The 17,915-nt window shown below is 70.1% G+C and carries 16 protein-coding genes, 1 tRNA gene and 2 pseudogenes; 10 read left to right on the top strand and 9 right to left on the bottom strand.

The features are described from left to right. Positions 1–83: 83 nt before the first annotated feature. Complete coding sequence (locus NQ165_RS07455) at positions 84–1,019, top strand: zinc-binding dehydrogenase (RefSeq protein ID WP_257525778.1); 936 nt, start codon at positions 84–86, stop codon at positions 1,017–1,019. Positions 1,020–1,078: 59 nt separating this feature from the next. Here NQ165_RS07455 and NQ165_RS07450 read toward each other — a convergent pair. Together NQ165_RS07450 and NQ165_RS07440 are read right to left on the bottom strand one after the other, a co-directional pair. Next, positions 1,079–2,286 (bottom strand): annotated as a pseudogene (locus NQ165_RS07450) (NAD(P)/FAD-dependent oxidoreductase). An 80-nt stretch (positions 2,287–2,366) separates the two neighbouring features. Next, positions 2,367–2,537, bottom strand: coding sequence for a hypothetical protein (locus tag NQ165_RS07440; RefSeq protein WP_257525781.1), 171 nt, complete (start codon positions 2,535–2,537; stop codon positions 2,367–2,369). Between the two features lie 243 nt (positions 2,538–2,780). Here NQ165_RS07440 and NQ165_RS07435 point away from each other — a divergent pair, with 243 nt between their 5' ends. Further along, on the top strand, positions 2,781–3,782 hold the full coding sequence (locus tag NQ165_RS07435; RefSeq protein ID WP_257525782.1) for an SDR family oxidoreductase: 1,002 nt from the start codon (positions 2,781–2,783) through the stop codon (positions 3,780–3,782). A 374-nt stretch (positions 3,783–4,156) separates the two neighbouring features. On the opposite strand, the gene NQ165_RS07430 is transcribed toward NQ165_RS07435, so the two are convergent. After that, positions 4,157–4,873 carry an MBL fold metallo-hydrolase gene (locus tag NQ165_RS07430; RefSeq protein WP_257525783.1) on the bottom strand — a complete coding sequence of 239 codons (717 nt, stop codon included), beginning with the start codon at positions 4,871–4,873 and terminating at the stop codon, positions 4,157–4,159. An 80-nt stretch (positions 4,874–4,953) separates the two neighbouring features. On the opposite strand from NQ165_RS07430, the gene NQ165_RS07425 reads away from it, so the two are divergent. The 3 genes from NQ165_RS07425 to NQ165_RS07415 all read left to right on the top strand — a co-directional run bounded on the left by NQ165_RS07425 (position 4,954) and on the right by NQ165_RS07415 (position 7,530). Beyond that, a complete protein-coding gene (locus NQ165_RS07425) occupies positions 4,954–5,478 on the top strand; it encodes a TetR/AcrR family transcriptional regulator (RefSeq protein ID WP_257525784.1) in 525 nt (174 codons plus the stop codon). A gap of 97 nt (positions 5,479–5,575) precedes the next feature. Next, a complete protein-coding gene (nhaA, locus tag NQ165_RS07420; protein WP_257532259.1) occupies positions 5,576–6,937 on the top strand; it encodes a Na+/H+ antiporter NhaA in 1,362 nt (453 codons plus the stop codon). An 80-nt stretch (positions 6,938–7,017) separates the two neighbouring features. Beyond that, positions 7,018–7,530 (top strand): hypothetical protein, encoded by a 513-nt coding sequence (locus NQ165_RS07415; protein WP_257525786.1) that lies wholly within the window; start codon positions 7,018–7,020, stop codon positions 7,528–7,530. 152 nt (positions 7,531–7,682) lie between these two features. On the opposite strand, the gene NQ165_RS07410 is transcribed toward NQ165_RS07415, so the two are convergent. Further along, positions 7,683–7,913, bottom strand: a complete 231-nt coding sequence (locus NQ165_RS07410) for a LacI family DNA-binding transcriptional regulator (protein WP_257525789.1) — start codon at positions 7,911–7,913, stop codon at positions 7,683–7,685. Between the two features lie 135 nt (positions 7,914–8,048). Continuing rightward, positions 8,049–9,959 (bottom strand): LuxR family transcriptional regulator, encoded by a 1,911-nt coding sequence (locus tag NQ165_RS07405; RefSeq protein ID WP_257525790.1) that lies wholly within the window; start codon positions 9,957–9,959, stop codon positions 8,049–8,051. Between the two features lie 387 nt (positions 9,960–10,346). On the opposite strand from NQ165_RS07405, the gene NQ165_RS07400 reads away from it, so the two are divergent. Beyond that, entirely contained in the window at positions 10,347–11,108 is a 762-nt protein-coding gene (locus tag NQ165_RS07400) for an alpha/beta fold hydrolase (protein WP_257525791.1), read from the top strand. On the opposite strand, the gene NQ165_RS07395 is transcribed toward NQ165_RS07400, so the two are convergent. Then, entirely contained in the window at positions 11,035–12,045 is a 1,011-nt protein-coding gene (locus tag NQ165_RS07395) for a DMT family transporter (RefSeq protein WP_257525792.1), read from the bottom strand. The genes NQ165_RS07400 and NQ165_RS07395 overlap by 74 nt on opposite strands. On the opposite strand from NQ165_RS07395, the pseudogene NQ165_RS14710 reads away from it, so the two are divergent. Both NQ165_RS14710 and NQ165_RS07390 read left to right on the top strand, forming a co-directional pair. Beyond that, positions 12,044–12,229, top strand: a pseudogene (locus tag NQ165_RS14710) (GntR family transcriptional regulator); the annotation flags it as partial. The gene NQ165_RS07395 and the pseudogene NQ165_RS14710 sit on opposite strands and share 2 nt — an antisense overlap. A gap of 192 nt (positions 12,230–12,421) precedes the next feature. Then, entirely contained in the window at positions 12,422–13,453 is a 1,032-nt protein-coding gene (locus NQ165_RS07390) for a PLP-dependent aminotransferase family protein (RefSeq protein ID WP_374940933.1), read from the top strand. A 30-nt stretch (positions 13,454–13,483) separates the two neighbouring features. On the opposite strand, the gene NQ165_RS07385 is transcribed toward NQ165_RS07390, so the two are convergent. Both NQ165_RS07385 and NQ165_RS07380 read right to left on the bottom strand, forming a co-directional pair. Further along, positions 13,484–13,559, bottom strand: a tRNA-Thr gene (locus tag NQ165_RS07385). 31 nt (positions 13,560–13,590) lie between these two features. After that, entirely contained in the window at positions 13,591–14,544 is a 954-nt protein-coding gene (locus NQ165_RS07380) for a DsbA family protein (RefSeq protein ID WP_257525794.1), read from the bottom strand. Positions 14,545–14,758: 214 nt separating this feature from the next. Between NQ165_RS07380 and NQ165_RS07375 the strand changes: the two genes are divergently transcribed. Both NQ165_RS07375 and NQ165_RS07370 read left to right on the top strand, forming a co-directional pair. After that, positions 14,759–15,862 carry an ABC transporter ATP-binding protein gene (locus tag NQ165_RS07375; RefSeq protein ID WP_257517879.1) on the top strand — a complete coding sequence of 368 codons (1,104 nt, stop codon included), beginning with the start codon at positions 14,759–14,761 and terminating at the stop codon, positions 15,860–15,862. A 72-nt stretch (positions 15,863–15,934) separates the two neighbouring features. Then, complete coding sequence (locus tag NQ165_RS07370; RefSeq protein ID WP_257532256.1) at positions 15,935–17,248, top strand: DUF4032 domain-containing protein; 1,314 nt, start codon at positions 15,935–15,937, stop codon at positions 17,246–17,248. 23 nt (positions 17,249–17,271) lie between these two features. Here NQ165_RS07370 and NQ165_RS07365 read toward each other — a convergent pair whose 3' ends face one another. Continuing rightward, the gene (locus NQ165_RS07365) at positions 17,272–17,910 is read right to left on the bottom strand and encodes an NAD(P)-dependent oxidoreductase (protein WP_257525796.1); all 639 of its coding nucleotides are present in this window, start codon (positions 17,908–17,910) and stop codon (positions 17,272–17,274) included. Positions 17,911–17,915: the final 5 nt, after the last annotated feature.

Genomic DNA, 17,915 nt, shown 5'->3' with positions numbered 1-17,915 from the left:
AGAAGTTATCACTTAACCGATTAAGTGCCTAGCCTGAAATCGGGTGCGCCTCCGGCGCGCCGCCAAGACAGAAGGAGCATCAGATGAAGGCATGGCAGTACGAGGGCGGCCGCAAGCCGATCGCGCTCAACGAGGTTCCCGAGGCGACGGCAGGACCCGGCGAAGTCGTCATCGACGTCAAGGCGGCGGGGCTGTGCCACAGCGACATCATGTACATGGAGATGGGCGAGGCCGTCATGCCGTTCCTGCCGATGACGCAGGGCCATGAGAACGCCGGCGTCATCAGCGCCATCGGCGAAGGCGTCACCGGCTGGAGCGTCGGCGACGTCGTCGGCGTGTGCTCGTCCGGTGTGCGTCCGCCGCTGGGCATGTTCGCCCACGGGGGCTTCGCCGACCAGCTCGTCGCGACCGCCGCCGACCTCGCTCGCGTGCCCGAAGGCCTCGACCTGTCGCTCGCCGCACTCGCCACCGACGCCGGCATGACCTCGTATCACGCGATGATGAAGACCGGCGGGGCGAAGGCCGGCATGAAGGTGGGCGTCATCGGCTACGGCGGACTCGGGCAGATCGGCACGCGCGCCGCGGTGCTCGCCGGCGCCGAAGTGCACGTCGCCGAGGTGAAGGAAGACGTGTGGCCGCTCGCGCTGGCCGCCGGTGTCACCGCCGTCGTGAAGGATGCCGACGAGTGGGCGCGACAGGGCTTCGACCTCGTCGTGGACTACGCCGGGTTCGACACCACCGCCAAGGCACTCGCAGCCGTGCGCCGTGGCGGCACGGCCGTGCAGGTGGGGCTGGGCAAGCCGACCTTCACCGTGCCCACCAACGCGATCCTCGGCAAGAACCTGCTCGGGTCGCTGGGCGGCAGCGTGACCGACATCGAGGAGGTCTTCGCGCTCCTGCTGTCGAAGGAGATCGAGCCGGTCTACAGCGAGATCGCGTTCGACGAGATCGGCGCGGGCCTCGAGCGGCTCAAGAACAACCAGGTCACCGGGCGCCTCGTCGCCCGCTTCGGGGACTGATAGCGGGTGCGGCGGGGGCGTGAGCCCTCGCCGCACTCCCCTCATCCGGCGCCCTTCCTTCACCCGGCGAGCACGCGGTGCACGGACGCGACGGCGCTGGAGCCCTCTCCCACGGCAGCGGCGACCCGCTTCATCGACCCGCGGCGCACGTCGCCGGCGGCGAAGACCCGTGGAATCGATGTCTCGAACGGCAGCGGCTCCCGCCCGAGCGGGCCCCAGATCCGGCGCGCCGGCGACGTGACGTCCGTCCCCGTGCGGATGAACCCCGCCTCGTCGCGGGCGATGCGCGGCAGCCACGCCGTGGCCGGGTCGGCTCCGATGAAGCAGAAGACCCCGCGCGCGACGACGTCGCCGACGGTGTCGATCTGCACGGCCTCCAGCGATTCCTCCCCCTCGAGCCCGACCAGGTGCGAGCGGGTGTGCACCTGGATGCGGGGGTCCTCGGCGATGCGCTCGACGAGGTACGACGACATCCGCGCGCCGAGGTCGTCGCCCCGCACCACGAGGTGCACCGGCGACCCGCTGGATGCCAGATACAGCGCCGCCTGTCCCGCCGAGTTCGCGCCACCCACCACGACCACCGGCGACCCGGCGACCTGTTTGAGCTCGAGCGGCGTGGCCGCGTAGTGGATGGCGCTGCGCTCGAAGTCCTCCCACCGGTCCAGGTGCAGCCGCCGGTACGCCGCGCCGGAGGTCACGATGGCCGCCCGCCCGTCGATCGCGCGGCCGTCGGCCAGCTCCACCCGCACACCGGTCGCGGTGGGGGTGAGCCCGACCGCCTCGCAGGGCGCGCACACGCGGACGCCGAACTTGATCGCCTGCAACGATGCCTGTCCGATGAGGTCGCCGCCGCTCACACCGAACGGGAACCCCAGGAAGTTCTCGATGCGGGCGGTGGACGCGGCCTGCCCGCCGGGGCGACGGATTCCAGCAGCACGGTGCTGAGCCCCTCGGAGGCGGCGTAGATCGCGGCGGCGAGGCCTGCCGGCCCTCCCCCGATCACCACCACGTCGGCGTCGCCCTCCTGCGTGGGCTCGTAGCTGAGGCCGAGCTGGTCGGCGACGAGGCCGGGCGTCGCCCGCACGAGCGGCTCGCCCTGGATGAACGCGATCGGCAGGTCGTCGGCGGAGTAGGTGTGCGCGGGATGGGTGACCGCCTCCCCCGGCGGCAGGGCGACGGCGGCGTGCACGAGATCCAGCCGTTCGGCGAACCGCCGCAGCGCCAGGAAGTCCGCCGAGCTCTCGGTGCCGACGAACTTCAGCGTCATGGCCGCGGGCCCCCGCCGCAGCGATTCCCGCCGCGCCCACAGGGCGTGCAGGATCACGTCGCCCAGGTCGTCGTCCTCGGTCAGCAGCCGGCGCAGATTGCCGCGCGACAGCCGGCGCATGCGGCCGGGCCGGTGGCGCGCGCCGAGAGGAACGCGCGCTGGCCGTTGAGCAGGCCCAGTTCACCCGCGAAGGAGCGCGGCCCGACGACGGTGATCACCGCCTCGTCGACCCACGCCAGCGCGTCGCGCACGATCTCGAGCTCCCCGGTCTCGACGCATGGCGCGCACCTTGTCTGCGATGGAGTCCGTGCGAGGGCGCGGGGAACGCGTGCGCCGCTCCTCAGAACTCACAGGGATGGTGGAATGTCCGCTCACCAGACCTCCGCTCGGGTCGTGCCAGCAGACAACCACCGTTGGGGTGCCGGATCAAGAACGTGCGCCGCGATCATGCGCCGGTGACCCGGCTACCCCTCGCGCGTGACTATCGTCGGGGCATGACTTCTCTGCGCGTCCTCTTTCTCGGCGGCACCGGCACCATCAGCACCGCGTGCGTGCGGGCGGCCGTCGCGGCCGGTCACCACGTCACCGTGTTCAACCGCGGCAACCGCGATCGCGACCTGCCCGAGCAGGTGCAGCACGTCACCGGCGATGTGCGCAACGCCGACGACATCCGCGCTGCGGTCGGCGACGGCGTCGACGTCGTCGCCGACTTCCTCTCCTTCGTCCCCGAGCACGTCGAAACGGTGCTCGCCGCCGCCGAGGGCCGCACCCGGCAGTACATCTACATCAGCTCGGCATCCGCTTACGAGAAGCCCCCGCGCTACCTGCCGGTGACGGAGTCGACGCCGCTGCGCAACCCGTTCTGGCAGTACTCCCGCGACAAGATCGCCTGCGAGGACCTGCTGGTCGCGGCCCATCGCGAGCGGGCGCTGCCGGTGACGATCGTGCGCCCGTCGCACACCTACGACGAGACCATGATCCCGACGACGGGCGGCTGGACCGACATCGCGCGCCTGCGCGCCGGCAAGCCGGTCGTCATCCACGGCGACGGCACGAGCCTGTGGACGATCACCCACTCCGACGACTTCGCCGTCGCCTTCACCGGGCTGCTCGGCAACCCGGCCGCCGTGGGCGACGCCTTCACCATCACCGGCACCCACGCCCCGACCTGGAACCAGATCTACGGCTGGCTGGCGGATGCCGCCGGCGTCACCGACCCGCGCTTCGTGCACGTCGCCAGCGACACGATCGCCGCCGCCCTCCCCGACGTCGGGCCGTCCCTCGTCGGAGACAAGGCGCACTCGATGGTCTTCGACAATGCCAAGGTCACCCGACTCGCCCCCGACTTCCGCACGACCGTGACGTTCGACGAGGGAGCACGCCGCATCCTCGCGTTCTACGACGCGCACCCCGACCGTCAGCGTGTCGACGAGAAGCTGGATGCCGCCTTCGACGCGCTCGTCGCCCACGCCGACGGCGTCGCCACGGCCGACTGAGGGCCGGGCGTGGCCCCGCGCCGGGCCGGGGCCCGCGCCGGACCCGCCCCGGCGCCGGGGCCGCTCGCCGGCGCCGCTCGCCCGCGCCGCTCGAGTGTCACGAATGGTGGATGCCCGCCACTGCAACCCGCCGTTCGCGACACCGGAGATGCGCGCTGCCGCACCCGCGCCGCTCGAGTGTCACGAATCGTGGATGCGCGCGGCGGGAACACGCCTTTCGCGGCACCGGCGCGGCGCGCCGCTCGCCCGCGCTGCCGCCGCCCGCGCCGCTCGAGTGTCACGAATGGTGGATGCCCGCGGCCGGAACCCACCTTTCGCGACACCGGAGCGGCGCGGTGCGACGCGGGGGGCGCAGCGGCGCGGACGGCGCAGCGTCAGCGTGCCGCGGCTTGCCGCACCTGGGCGACGATGTCGGCCGGCGAGCCACGCCACGGGGTGCCGTGGCCGGGCAGCACCCAGTCGGCATCCAGCGCGGCGAGCCGGTCGAGCGATGCCAGCGCGCGCTCGGGCTCGTCTGTGAAGGGCGCCGGCTGAGCGCCGGTCCGGCCGGTGAGCACGTGCCTCGTCGTCAGCGCGTCGCCGACGAACACCGCACCGACCTCGGGGACGTGCACGACGATGCTTCCCGGCGAGTGCCCTGGCATCCCGATGACGCGCGGTGAGCCCGGCAGGTCGAGGACAGCGCCGTCGGACACCGGGACGACCTCGGTGAGATAGCGGGTGCGCATGCCGTTCTTCCGCAGCGCGTAGGCGAAGAACCCGGCCAGCGCCCCGAGCCGCAGCGGCCCCATCGGCGTCTTCGGCTTGTCACCGCCGCGGGCGCGATCGGCGTCGTCGGCGTGCACGTAGACGGGGATGCCGAGCTCACGGCGCAAGCGCTCGGCGAAACCGATGTGGTCGCTGTCACCATGCGTGAGCACGATGCCCTTGATGTCCGACATCGGACGGCCGAGGGCGGCGAGCTCGGCGCGCAGGTCGTTCCAGTGCCCGGGCAGCCCCGCGTCGACGAGCGTGATCCCGTCCGGCGCGGTGATCAGGTAGGCGGCGACGATGTCGTTGCCGATGCGGTGGAGGTTGGGGGCGAGTCGCACGAGGACTCCTTCTTTGAGAGGTAGGCTATTCTTCGTAGCCATCATAACTTAGACCCGTAGCCATCGCCGGAGGACGCCGCATGCCCGCTCCTGAACGTACGACCCTCCCCGCCATCGTCGCGGCCGCGCGCGACCTGTTGGAAGAGGGCGGCACGGCCCGGGTCAGCATGCAGGCGGTCGCCGAGCGGGTGGGCGTGCGGGCGCCGTCGCTCTACAAGCGGGTGCGGGACCGCGACGCGCTGATGCGCCTCGTCGTCGAGGCGACCGTGGCGGACCTGGGCTCGCACCTCGCGGCATCCGATGGCACGCTCGCCGGCTTGGCGCGCGCGTATCGCGCCTTCGGGCACGCGCGCCCCGAGGCGTTCCGCCTCATGTACGCGTCGTCGCCGGATCAGCTCTCGCTCGAGCGGGCCAGCGAGCCTGTGCTGCGGGCGGCGCACGCGGCCGTCGGCGACGAGCGGGCGCTCGACGCCGCGCGGCTGCTGACGGCGTGGGCCACCGGCTTCGTCAGCATGGAGCTCGCCGGAGCCTTCCGGCTCGGCGGCGACATCGACGCCGCCTTCGACTATGGGCTGGACCGGCTGGACGCCGCGCTGCGCGCGTGACCTGCACGGTCCCACCGCACTGCCGGTAGGATGGATGCGGGGAGTCGGGAAGCCTGGTCGACACACACCATCGTCGACCCTTCCGGAGGACTCCCCCGTGGCCGCACCCGCCAAGACCCCCTCGACGCTGCGTGCACCCCGCTGGCCCGGCTACGCCGAAGCACAGCGCGTCTCCGCCATCCTGCGGAAAGAAGCCGTCGGCGGCGCGCTCCTCGTGGTGGCGGCCGTCGTCGCGATCGTCTGGGCCAACTCGCCCGCTGCCGACGTGTACTTCGCACTGCGTGACTTCCGCATCGGATACGAGCCGTGGCACCTCGAGCTGAGCCTGGGCGCGTGGGCCGCCGACGGACTGCTCGCCATCTTCTTCTTCCTCGTCGGCCTGGAGCTGAAGCGGGAGATCGTCAGCGGAGACCTGCGCCGGTTCCGCACGGCGATCGTCCCGGTCACGGCGGCGCTGGGCGGAGTGGCCGTCCCCGCGCTGATCTACGTGCTGATCACGCGGGGGCAGGAGGGCCTGGCGCAAGGCTGGGCCATTCCCACGGCGACCGATATCGCTTTCGCCGTCGCCGTGCTGGCGCTGGTCGGCTCGCACCTGCCGAGCCCGCTGCGCATCTTCCTCCTCACCCTCGCCGTCGTCGACGACCTGATCGCCATCGGCATCATCGCCGTCTTCTACACCGAGCAGATCCAGGTCGTTCCGCTGCTCATCGCGGTCGCGATCATCGCCGTCTATGGCGTGATCGCGCAGCGCTACCGCACCCTGTTCCTCGGTCGCCCCTTCGCGGCGTGGGCGGTGCTCCTCCCGATCGGCTTCGCCGCCTGGGCGTTCCTCCACGCATCCGGCGTGCACGCCACCATCGCCGGCGTCGCGCTCGCCTTCACCGTCCCGGTCAAGGCGGCGCGCACCCTGCCTATCCAGGGTCAGCCCCAGGATCTCGCGGGCGAGTTCGAGCATCGCTTCCGGCCGCTGTCCGCGGGCTTCGCGGTCCCCGTGTTCGCGTTCTTCGCCGCCGGTGTCGCCGTCGGCGGCACCGAGGGGATCGTCCGCGCCGCCACGGACCCCGTCGCGATCGGCATCGTGGCGGGCCTGGTGCTCGGCAAGCCCATCGGCATCCTGCTCTCCGTGCGGCTGCTCACCCTCGTGACGCGGGTGCGACTCGACCCGGCCCTGCGCTGGGTGGACATGCTCGGCGTCGCCCTCCTCGCCGGCATCGGGTTCACGGTCTCCCTCCTGATCGCAGAGCTCAGCTTTCCCGTCGGCTCCACGGCGGGCGACGACGCGAAGATCGCCATCATGATCGCGTCGGTCCTGGCATCGCTGATCGCCGCCGCCATCCTGCTGGTCCGTAACCGCCGCTATCGTCACATCGCGGCCGCAGAGCAAGTCGACGCCGACGGCGACGGCATCCCCGACGTGTACCAGGACGCGCCTCCGACCCCGGACGCCGAAAGGGAGTAAGGTCTCCGAGCAACGCAGGGTGAGCCGGGAAGTCTGGTCGGCAACGGTCCTCGACCGTTTCTTTGATAGAAGGCGCACCCATGAGCCACCACACCCTGCTCCTCGGAGACACCGAGACGCCGCTCGCCCGCGGCATGACAGCGCTCGACACCGCCCGGCGCTCGTCCGGCGCCGCCGCCCTCTCAGCGCCCCGTGCCGTGCTCGCGTTCGCGGATCTACGCGACGATACGCGACGGTCCGGACCCGAGCGTCTCCGCACATTGGCGGCGCTCTCCCTCACGGCAGCGGCCCGACAGCCCTCGGTGCGGCATCTCATCTTCGCCGTGATGCTCGCGCCGCGCCATGCGGGTCGATTCGACCGCATCGCATCCGCGCTCGGGGCACGCCTGCACTCCGACCTCGAACGGGACAGAGGGCGGGACGTCGAAGTCACGTTCCTCGACGTGAGCGACTGCACCGACGTGCCGGGCCTGACCGAGCGCCTCCTCGACCGCTGCGATGACCCCGCCGGACTGCACGGGGTCGTCGTGCTCGACTGGGCCGACATCCGGGAACGCTCGATCGCCTACGCGGCGCGCACCGAGTACCTGTAGTCGTCGGAGAGGATGCCGAGCGTGGCGCCGCCACGACGCCCGCAGCCAGGGCGTGCCATGACCACCTCGACGCAGGCCCGGATGCCCGCACCGGCCACCTTCCATCGCCCCCGCTTCCCCGGCATGGTGCCGCACCGGGAGTCATCGGCGGGTCACACGGGACCCGCGTCCGGCTCCGCACCCGGCGCCGCGCCCCGCCTGCGCGCAAGCGCCTGGGCCGACGGGTCGGGAATGTAGGCGAGCTCCTGGATGGCGCGGGTCACCGCCTCCCACACCGCGAAGCTCACGCGCGGATCGTGATTGATCACACGCGAAACGGTCGATCGCGACACGTGGGCTGCCGTCGCGACATCCTCGATCGTGGGTGCTCTTTCGCCGCTCATCGATTGACCTCCAAGACGTGGCGTACCCCTTGTACGTCGAATCATGAGCAGGGGCATCGACATTCCGCACGCGAAGAATCCCCGCAGGCTGTGATCGGCGTCATCACGGCTGCGGTTCGGCCGGGCGACGCCGCACTACGCTCCCGAGACTTTGTCGCGCTGGGCGATGGCCAGGGCGTCGCGCAGCTGAGCCCGGCTGGTGACCCCGAGTTTCGGGAAGACCCTGTAGAGGTGGCCGCCGATCGTGCGCGGGGAAAGATGCAGTCGGAGACCGATCTCCTTGTTGGACAGCCCGCCTGCGGCGAGCTCCGCGATTCGCCATTCCTGCTCGGTGAGGTCGGCGATGCCCATCGCCGCTCCGCGCCGACATGCGCGGAGTTCACTCTGCACCCGGCCCATCCAGGCGCCGGACTGCACCGCCTTGAATTCCACCTCGACACGAAGCAGCTGGCGGCGAGCGTCGGCGATTCGGTTCCGCTTCCTCAGCCTTTCGGCGTAGACGAGGCGCAGCCGGGCAGATTCGTACACATACGGAAGCGTCTGGGCGCGGGCGAGGAGGTCTTCCGCGGGTGTCAACGTGGTGCGCGCAGCGATCGCGGCGTCGCAGGCCGCCAGCACGAAGGCCGCCCGCTCCGATTGATGTGGGCGCAAGCTCCCCCGGGCCCACTCGACACGGGCGACCGCCTCCTCGTATTGGTGGAGCAAGAGCGCGTAGTCGACGAAGTCGAAAAGCTCCACAGGGCCGCACGGGCCGACGATGAGATCGAGGATGTCTGGTTCCCGGGTGGACAGCAAAGCCAGGGCGTGCTCATAGTTCCCCTGCGGCCCCTCGATCATGACGTTGACCGAGTCCAGCACCAGCCGAAGCCGATATGCGCGACGCAGCACCGGCTCGGAGCGGATACGATCCAGGCGCTCGCGCGCCGCAGCGCGTTCTCCGCGGAAGGCCTCGAACAATGCCGCTAGCGTCTCGGCGTTGAGCCGCATCAGCGGTGCGGGCACGATTCGCGTCGTGTCCAAAGCGATCTCCACTTCCGACTCGAGCACGGCCCAGTGGTGGTCGTGTGCGAGCATCACCGAACCCCACGTCGCAGCGACTGCCCGGACGAGCCGGTTCGCCGCACGCGTCCCCAGGGCGGGAAGGGAAGAGAATCCCAGGCGCATATCGCGGAATGCGTCAAGGAGCGAGGAGATGCACCCGACCAGCTGCGACCATCCCCGCCCGTCGGCCACAGGCGGATCCAGGTGCGGCTCGAATGCCGTGTCCGGTGCGCCGATCGTGTGCACGATGGCCGCGATCGCCGGGTGCGCGGGGCCAGGCGCCTCGGAGAACGCGCGGACGAACCCTTCCCAGGCGGTCGGCTCGCCGTCGATGATGCTGGCCAGCGCGTAGACGGCGAGGGCTTGTCCGGCTGCGTCCGCTGTGAGCCCGGGCTCTTGCAGGCGGGCCAGCACCGTGGCCCGCGCGGCGACGGTGTTGCTGTCGCAGACCGCTTGTCTCAGCGCTCTGGCCGGCGCGCTTTCGCGGAGGAGCACCCCGCTGTCGCTGGGGGTGAAGTGCTTCACCACGCGCTCCGCCTCGGAGAAGTCGCCCTCGAACGCGGCGAGGTTCGCTGCAGCCGCCGCGCAGGATGCAGCGGCCGCGGGGGTGGCCGCTGCGAAGGCAGCGCTGACCAGGCAGAACATCGCCCATGACGGTCGATCCGCTCGCTCGAAGAACCCGGCGGCAACGACGAGGTCGGCGCTCTCGACCGGCTCTCCGGCGAGCAGCAGGTGGAGCGCGCCGCCATGCAGGGCGGAGGGCCCGGAGAAGCAGAGGTGACCGGAAAGTCGATGATCGTCCTGGTCACCGCCGGCGAGGACGGCTACGCGGTGCACGTCGGATTTCCAGGTTATGAGCCCTCCGCGCTCCACGTCGACGAACCCGGTGGCCGAGGCTGCGGCGAGGTCCAGCGGCACGACGCCCGCCTCCCCGTGGAGAGCCAGCGCAAGAAGATGACCGCGAAGCTCGGAGGAAAGCGCTCGGAAGTCGGCGACGGCATCCATTCCGTCTGCTGCCAGATCGCTGAGTCGGGGAAGCGCTTCCGGCCAACGATCTTGGCGCGATAGTCGCGCAACCACCGCTTGAGGCGCCCCCCTCGGACCGAAAACCTCCTCGATGTGGCGAAGGACGAGCGCGGAGGGACCAGGTGCATCCGTTGCAGGCGGTGGTCGGGTCACCATGGTTCATTGTATGGAAACAGACTCTGACCTGCACCCTTTATGGCGCTATCAACGCCGCCAGCTCCGTGTCCGCTCGCGACTCGCGTGACCTGCCACGACCCGCCGACGACCTGAGCCAGTCGGTCGACGCTTACCCGCGCGCCGTCGGCGGCGGAACATCGACGTACGGGCGCAACCGTGCCCGTACGCGGATCATCGACAGGAGATGCCATGAGCGAGCACACGCTCGAGAACGTCGGACGGGCCACCCCACATGCGACGCCCCCGGCTTCGGAGAAGTCCATCAAGAACGTGGTGCTGGTGCACGGCGCATTCGCGGACGGTTCCGGCTGGCGGAAGGTCTACGAGAAGCTCACAGCGGAGGGGCACCGCGTCACGATCGTGCAGAACCCGCTCACCTCGTTGCAGGACGATATCGCTGCCACCCTGAGGGTGCTCGATATGCAGGATGGTCCGACCATTCTCGTCGGCCACTCCTGGGGTGGCACCGTGATCACCGAGGCTGGCAACCACCCCGCGGTCGCGGGCTTGGTGTATGTTTCGGCGCTGGCCCCGGACAGCGGCGAGAACACTGCGGGACAGTACGAGGGCTTCGCGCCCACCCCGAACTTCACCATCGACGTGGGGGACGACGGGTTCGGTTTCCTCAACCACGACACCTTCAAGATCGGGTTCGCGGCGGACGCCAGCGATGAGGATGCCGCGTTCCTGCGTGACTCACAGGTGCCGATCAACATGTCGGCCTTCGCGACACCCGTGGCGCACGCTGCGTGGCACGACAAGCCGGCGTGGGCGGTCATCGCCACCGAAGACCAGTCGTTCGACCAGGCGATGCTGAGGCACATGGCGGAGCGGGCGGGCGCAGAGATCACCTACGTCTCCGCCAGCCACGCCGTCTTCATGACCCAGGCCGACGTCGTCTCGCGGGTCGTCCACGTCGCAGCCGAACATGCGCTGGCAACCGCGAGTTGACGCGGGCTGACTGTCGGACCCGGCGTCGAGTGCGAACGGCGACGAGTGCGCAGGCGATGACGACAGCTCCGCCGATCAGCGTCGGCGCGGTGAGGTGTTCGTGGAGGAGGAGCGCCGCCCACCCGATGCTCATCACAGGCTGGGCCAGCTGAACCTGGCTGACCTGGGCGAGCGGGCCGATCGCGAGTCCGCGGTACCAGGCGACGAATCCGAGGAACATGCTGACGACGCAGAGGTACACGAACCCGAGCCACTCGACCGGGGTTCCCGTCGGTGCATGAGAGACCACCGCCACCACCGTCAAGACCGCCATCACAGGTGCAGCGACGACGAGTGCCCAAGAGATCGTCTGCCACGCGCCGAGTTCGCGCGAGAGCACACCCCCCTCGGCGTACGCGATGGCACAGACGATGACGGCCGCGAAGAGCAGGCCGTCAGCGGGACCCATCTGACCGAGGCCGCCGGCATGAACGGCCGCGAAGGTCACAGCCGCGACGGCACCGGCGCCTGCAGCCACCCAGAACATCGCGGTTGGGCGCTCTCCGGTGCGGAGCACCGAGACCACCGCGGTCGTCGCGGGCAGCAATGCGATGACGACGGCTCCGTGGCTCGCTTGCGTCTGCGTCAGGGCCAGCGAGGTCAACAACGGGAAGCCGAGCACAGCTCCCATCGCCACGATGCCGACGCTGACCCACTGACGTCCGCGTGGGCGGAGCGACCGAGTGATCATCAGGGCGATGGCCGCGATGGATGCCGCGACGACACCGCGCGCGCTGCCGACGAAAAGGGCGGACATGTGGCCCGACTCGACAGCGAGACGAGTCATCGGGACGGTGAGGGAGAAAGCCACGACGCCGGCGAAGCCCCAGGCGATTCCGTTTCGGGGAACCGGTAGCGGGCGAGCCATCAATTCAGTAGCGCTACTATGTGCGTTCATGAATGACAGTAGCAGTGCGCGCATCGCGGCTGACCTCGCAGCGTGGTTGGCTTCCGCGCCACCCGGTGCTCGGTTGCCGTCGACGCGGGAACTCGCTGCGCGACACGCAGCGAGTCCTGTCACGGTGCAGTCGGCCTTGAGATCGCTGACCGCTCGCGGCCTCATCGAGACACGACCCGGGGTCGGCACCTTCGTCGCTGCGGCACGCAGAGCGCGACCGCAGGACTACTCCTGGCAGACCGGCTCGCTGGGGGCTGCCGGGCAGGCGCTGCCGACAACGTCTGCGGCGCTGCGCGCAACACGTCCTGACGCGATTGCCCTGCACTCGGGGTATCCCGATCGAGAACTCCTCCCCGAGCGTCTGGTGCGCGCCGCGGTGACCCGCGCCGCCAGAAGCGATGCAGCGTTGCAACGGAGTGACTCAGCCGGATCGACAGGATTGCGCGTGTGGTTCGCGTCGGAGTTGGCCGCGCAGACGCCGGCGCAGATCACGCCGCCGAGTGCGCAGGACGTGATCGTGCTTCCCGGCAGCCAGCTCGGCCTCGGGGCGCTTTTCCGCAGCATCGCGGGTTCCCGCAACACAATGCTCATCGAGTCCCCCACGTATTGGGGCGCGATCCTCGCCGCTCGGCAGGTCGGCGTCACACTCATTCCCATCCCGACGGGCACAGACGGGCCCGACCTGGATGCGCTGGACAGGGCGTTCAGCGAGACCGGGGCGCGGGGTTTCTACGCGCAGCCGAACTACGCGAATCCGACTGGCGCACAGTGGAGCCGATTGACGGGCGACACGGTCCTGAAGATCGTGCGGTCTCATCGTGCGTTCCTCATCGAGGACGACTGGGCGCACGATTTCGGGATCACCACGGACGCGGTCCCGTTGGCCGCTCGAGATGACAGCGGGCACGTCGTCTACCTGCGTTCCCTGACCAAGAGCATCTCGCCGGCGATCCGCGTCGCTGCGGTGATCGCCCGCGGCCCGATCCGCACGCGGCTCCTCTCCGAGTTGCAGGCGCAGTCGATGTACGTCAGCGGCCTCCTTCAGGCCGCCGCATTGGATGTCGTCTCCCAGCCAGGCTGGCAGACGCACCGACGCGCCCTGCGAAAGCAGCTGCGCCATCGTCGAGACCTCCTCGTCGACGCGCTCACCTCACGAGTCTCCGACGCGACCATCGCATCCGTGCCGCCAGGAGGACTCAACCTCTGGGTTCGCTTGCCCGACACCGTCGACCTCGATCGACTCGTGCAAGACGCCGAAGCGAGAGGGCTCGCGATCGCGGGCGGTGATGAGTGGTTCCCCGCCGAACCCGCCGGACGGTACCTGCGACTCAACTTCGCGGGACCCGATCCGGCCGGGTTCGAGCAGGCGGCGATCCTGCTCGACGATTCCCTCGCTGCACAACGATAGCCAGGCGCGTAGGTGCGCGGCGACAGAGTCTGGTGCCGGCTACAGGACTTGAACCTGCAACCCCCGTATTACAAGTACGGTGCGCTACCAATTGCGCCAAGCCGGCAGATCGCCCAGTCTATCGGGGCGATCGCGCGTCACGACGCGGGCGTCGGCGTGGGACTCGGGGTGGACGATTCCCTGAAGTACGCGTCGCTGGCGAGCGTCATCACGAACTGCGCGAACTCGGCCGGGTCGTCCAGGGCTCCCACGTAGGGCTCACCGTTCACGAGCACGGTCGGCGTGCCCGTCAATGCGAGGTCATCGGTGCCCGGAATGCCCTCGAGCGCGTTGTCGGTCGCGGTGCGCGCCCAGGCGGCGAAGCGCCCCTCTTCGATGCACGCGCGCACCTCCTTCGGCGCTTCCACACCGGATGCCTGCGCCAGGTCGGCGAGCTCCTTGTCGGACATGCCGTCGGCGTCGACCGCGGGCTGGCGGGTGAGCAGCTCGTTCGTGTACGCGAAGAACGCGTCGCTCGAGTGGGTCGCCACGCACGCTGCGGCACTGGCCGCGCGCAGCGAGTACTTGGTCCCGTTGGACTTCGCGCTGAGCATCGCGACCGGGTGGTAGGTCAGCGTCGCCGAGCCATCCTCGACCCAGCTGGCCAGCTGCGACATGTTCGCCATCTGGAACGTGCGGGAGCCCTCGGAAAGGTAGTCCACGTACACCCGGATGTCGACGGCCGCGGACTCGCCCGCGGCAGCGGTTGCATCAGCCTCGGCATCCGGCTCCGTCGCCGCGACCTCCGGCGTCGCCGTGGCATCCAAGGTGGCTGCGGCGCCCGCGCCGGCCACACCAGAAACCGACGAGATCGCGAAGCCGTTGTCGGTCACGTTGGTGGGCGCGAGCTGCGGCTGGGAGGCGTTGTTCGAGAACACCCACACCAGCGACCCCGCGATCACGGCGATGACCGCAAGGCCCGCGACCGCCATCAGGGATCGCTGAACCAGACGCCGGCGCGACTGCTGGGCCTGCACCTGCTGGGCCTTCGCACGCAGCGCCTCGCGGGCGTCGCGCTTGACCGGTGCGTTCGAGGGGTCGTGGCTGGACATTGAACCTTCTGGAAGTCGTGCGGCCGGTTTCCCGACTGTTGCCGCTCGGGTGTGGCGGCCTTCTCGATGCTAGTCAGGGTCGCTGGGAAATGCCCAGACACGGTGTCCGGGCATGGCATACTGAACGCACGCCCGATGACGGGCGCGCGGGCAACCCCCCGCTCATTCACTACGGATCGTCCGGCACGTACCTGCCGGTGAAGGAGAAGAGACCATGGCGTCCGTCACATTCGACAACGCAACGCGTCTGTACCCCGGGGGCACGCGCCCTGCGGTCGACAAGCTCAACCTCGAGGTCGCCGACGGCGAGTTCCTGGTGCTGGTCGGCCCCTCCGGCTGTGGCAAGTCCACGTCGCTGCGCATGCTGGCCGGCCTCGAAGAGGTCAACTCCGGCCGCATCCTCATCGGCGACCGCGACGTCACCGACGTCCCGCCGAAGGACCGCGACATCGCGATGGTGTTCCAGAACTACGCGCTGTACCCGCACATGACCGTCGCCGAGAACATGGGCTTCGCACTGAAGATCGCCGGCGTCGGCAAGGAAGAGCGCGCCGCCCGCGTGCTCGAGGCCGCCAAGCTGCTCGACCTCGAGGAGTACCTGACCCGCAAGCCGAAGGCCCTCTCGGGTGGTCAGCGTCAGCGTGTCGCCATGGGCCGCGCCATCGTGCGTCAGCCCCAGGTGTTCCTCATGGACGAGCCGCTGTCGAACCTCGACGCCAAGCTGCGCGTGCAGACCCGCACCCAGATCGCCTCGCTCCAGCGCCGCCTGGGCGTCACCACGGTCTACGTCACGCACGACCAGACCGAGGCCCTCACCATGGGTGACCGCATCGCGGTGCTCAAGGACGGTCTGCTGCAGCAGGTCGGCACCCCGCGCGACCTCTACGAGAAGCCGAACAACGTGTTCGTCGCCGGCTTCATCGGCTCGCCCGCGATGAACCTCTTCGCCGCGGACCTCGCCGAGGGCGGCGTGCGCTTCGGCGACGAGGTCGTTCCGCTGGACCGCGACACCGTCGGCCGTGCCAACGGCAGCCAGGTCACGGTGGGCGTCCGCCCCGAGGACATCGTCGTCGGCCCCGCCGACGGTCGCGGCCTCTCGGTCATGGTGGACCTCGTCGAGGAGCTCGGCGCCGACGGCTACCTCTACGGCCACACCGAGATCAACGGCAAGCGCGCCGACCTCGTCGCTCGCGTCGACGGCCGCAACCACCCGAACGCGGGCGAGACGGTCACCCTGGCGGCATCCGCCGGTCACGTGCACGCCTTCGACATCGAGTCGGGCGAGCGTCTGAACGACAAGCCCGTCGTCTCGGCCTGATCGAACGAAGTCACCGCGCGGCGCGGGTAGCCTTGAGGCTGCCCGCGCCGTGTCGTTTTGCGAGGAGTACCCGTGTCTTCAGCCCTCCGCATCACCGCCAGCACGATCGACCCCGCACTGCTGTCGCTGCCGTGGTCCACGTCGCTGGCCGAGTGGCCGTCGCAGCACATCGTCTTCCTGCCCAAGGGCCTGTCCCGCCACCTGGTGCGCTTCGCCAACCTGTCCGACAAGGTCGTCGCCATCAAGGAGACGACCGAGCAGATGGCCCGGCGCGAGTACGACATGCTCGGCAATCTGTCGCGCCTGGACATCCCCTGCGTCAGCAGGGTGGCGGTCATCGCCGGCCGCACCGATGACAACGGAGAGCCGCTGCCGGCTGCTCTGGTCACCGCGCACCTGAAGTTCTCCCTCCCCTACCGGGCGCTGTTCACCCAGGTGCTGCGGCCCGACACGGCAGCCCGGCTCGTCGATGCACTCGCGGTGCTGCTCGTGCGGCTGCACAACGTGGGATTCTTCTGGGGCGACGTGTCGCTGTCGAACACCCTCTTCCGACGGGATGCCGGCGCGTACGCCGCGTACCTCGTCGACGCAGAGACCGGCGAGCTGCACGAATCCGGCCTCACCCGCGGCCAGCGCCTGCACGACCTCGACGTGGCCCGCACCAACATCGCGGGCGAGATCATGGACCTCGAGGCGGGCGGCCGGCTCGAGGGCGGGGTGGATGCCGTGGCGATCGCCGACGGCATCGTGTCGTCGTACCACTCACTGTGGGGCGCGCTGACCGACCAGGAGACGTTCGCTGCCAACGAGTCGTGGCGCATCACCGAGCGGGTCAAGCGCCTCAACGACCTGGGCTTCGACATCGACGAGATGTCGATCGACTCCACGGCGGACGGCACCCGGGTGTCCATCCAGCCGAAGGTGGTGGATGCCGGGCACCACCAGCGACGGCTGCTGCGCCTGACGGGCCTCGATGTCGAGGAGAACCAGGCGCGCCGGCTGCTCAACGACCTCGACGAATTCGCCGCCCGCGTCTCGCGCCTGGGGACCGACGAGGAGATGGTCGCCCACGAGTGGCTGACGCGCGTGTTCGAGCCGGTGGTGAAGGCCATTCCCTGGGACCTGCGGGCCAAGCTCGAACCCGCCGAGGTGTTCCACCAGGTGCTGGAGCACCGCTGGTACATGTCTCAGGCCCGCGGCCGTTCCGTGCCGCTCGCGGAGACCCTGACCTCGTACATCGAGAACGTGCTGCGCCACCGCCGGGATGAGGCGACGGTCGTCGGCCCGCAGACCGAGACGCTGTCGCTGGCGATGTCGCTGCCCACCGGAGCGGTCCCCGTGTCAGAGGACGAGGACGACGACGTCGACTGGCGCGACCTGGTCTGACCGGCCGGCGCGTTGCGTCGGCGTCAGTAGCCGACGGTGAAGCGCTCCCGGTGGTGCCGCGGCGACTCGATCTCGTCGAGCACCGCGACGGCGAGGTCCGCCCCCGAAAGGTGCGACTCCCCCGCCTCGTCGGTGACCATCACGTCGCCGCCGTCGCGGTAGCGCCCGGTGCGCTCCCCCGGGTTGAACGCGCCGAAGGCGGCGGCCGGGTGCACGAAGAACCAGTCGCGCGCGGCATCCGTCGCCTGAAGATCCTCGAGCACGCCGATCGCCTCGAACGCCTCGGGCTTGAACTCCTCGGGGAAGTCGGTGTCGATCAGCCGCGGACCGCCCGGGGCCACGAGGCTGCCGCCCGCGCCGCCGATGACGCCGACGCGCACCTCTTCGGGGAGCGCCGCGACCAGTTCGGCGATGGCGCCGCGCATCTTGCCCTCCATGTCGCCGCGCGGCGACGTGGCGACGACGACGGCTTCGACACCGTCGAGCTGGGCGATGAGGGTGGGCACGTCCAGAATCGTGCCGACGAGGTAGGTCGCGCCCTCGATGCGGTCGCCGGGGAGGGTGCGTGCGACCGAGATCACGGTGTGGCCGCGGTCCAGAGCCTCGGTGACGATGTGGCGGCCGGCGTATCCGGTCCCCCCGATGACGGCGATGCGGGTCATGGGTC

The organism is Microbacterium sp. zg.Y1084 (assembly GCF_024623595.1).
Lineage (GTDB): Bacteria > Actinomycetota > Actinomycetes > Actinomycetales > Microbacteriaceae > Microbacterium > Microbacterium wangruii.
This window is presented reverse-complemented; position numbering and strand designations above follow the sequence as displayed.

Excerpts from the sequence above, each read along its gene's own strand:
- NQ165_RS07455 (WP_257525778.1), top strand. The coding sequence starts at position 84 with ATGAAGGCATGGCAGTACGAGGGCGGCCGCAAGCCGATCGCGCTCAAC.
- NQ165_RS07435 (WP_257525782.1), top strand. The coding sequence starts at position 2,781 with ATGACTTCTCTGCGCGTCCTCTTTCTCGGCGGCACCGGCACCATCAGC.
- NQ165_RS07425 (WP_257525784.1), top strand. The coding sequence starts at position 4,954 with ATGCCCGCTCCTGAACGTACGACCCTCCCCGCCATCGTCGCGGCCGCG.
- NQ165_RS07415 (WP_257525786.1), top strand. The coding sequence starts at position 7,018 with ATGAGCCACCACACCCTGCTCCTCGGAGACACCGAGACGCCGCTCGCC.
- NQ165_RS07410 (WP_257525789.1), bottom strand. The coding sequence starts at position 7,913 with ATGAGCGGCGAAAGAGCACCCACGATCGAGGATGTCGCGACGGCAGCC.
- NQ165_RS07405 (WP_257525790.1), bottom strand. The coding sequence starts at position 9,959 with ATGGATGCCGTCGCCGACTTCCGAGCGCTTTCCTCCGAGCTTCGCGGT.
- NQ165_RS07400 (WP_257525791.1), top strand. The coding sequence starts at position 10,347 with ATGAGCGAGCACACGCTCGAGAACGTCGGACGGGCCACCCCACATGCG.
- NQ165_RS07395 (WP_257525792.1), bottom strand. The coding sequence starts at position 12,045 with ATGAACGCACATAGTAGCGCTACTGAATTGATGGCTCGCCCGCTACCG.
- NQ165_RS07380 (WP_257525794.1), bottom strand. The coding sequence starts at position 14,544 with ATGTCCAGCCACGACCCCTCGAACGCACCGGTCAAGCGCGACGCCCGC.
- NQ165_RS07375 (WP_257517879.1), top strand. The coding sequence starts at position 14,759 with ATGGCGTCCGTCACATTCGACAACGCAACGCGTCTGTACCCCGGGGGC.
- NQ165_RS07365 (WP_257525796.1), bottom strand. The coding sequence starts at position 17,910 with ATGACCCGCATCGCCGTCATCGGGGGGACCGGATACGCCGGCCGCCAC.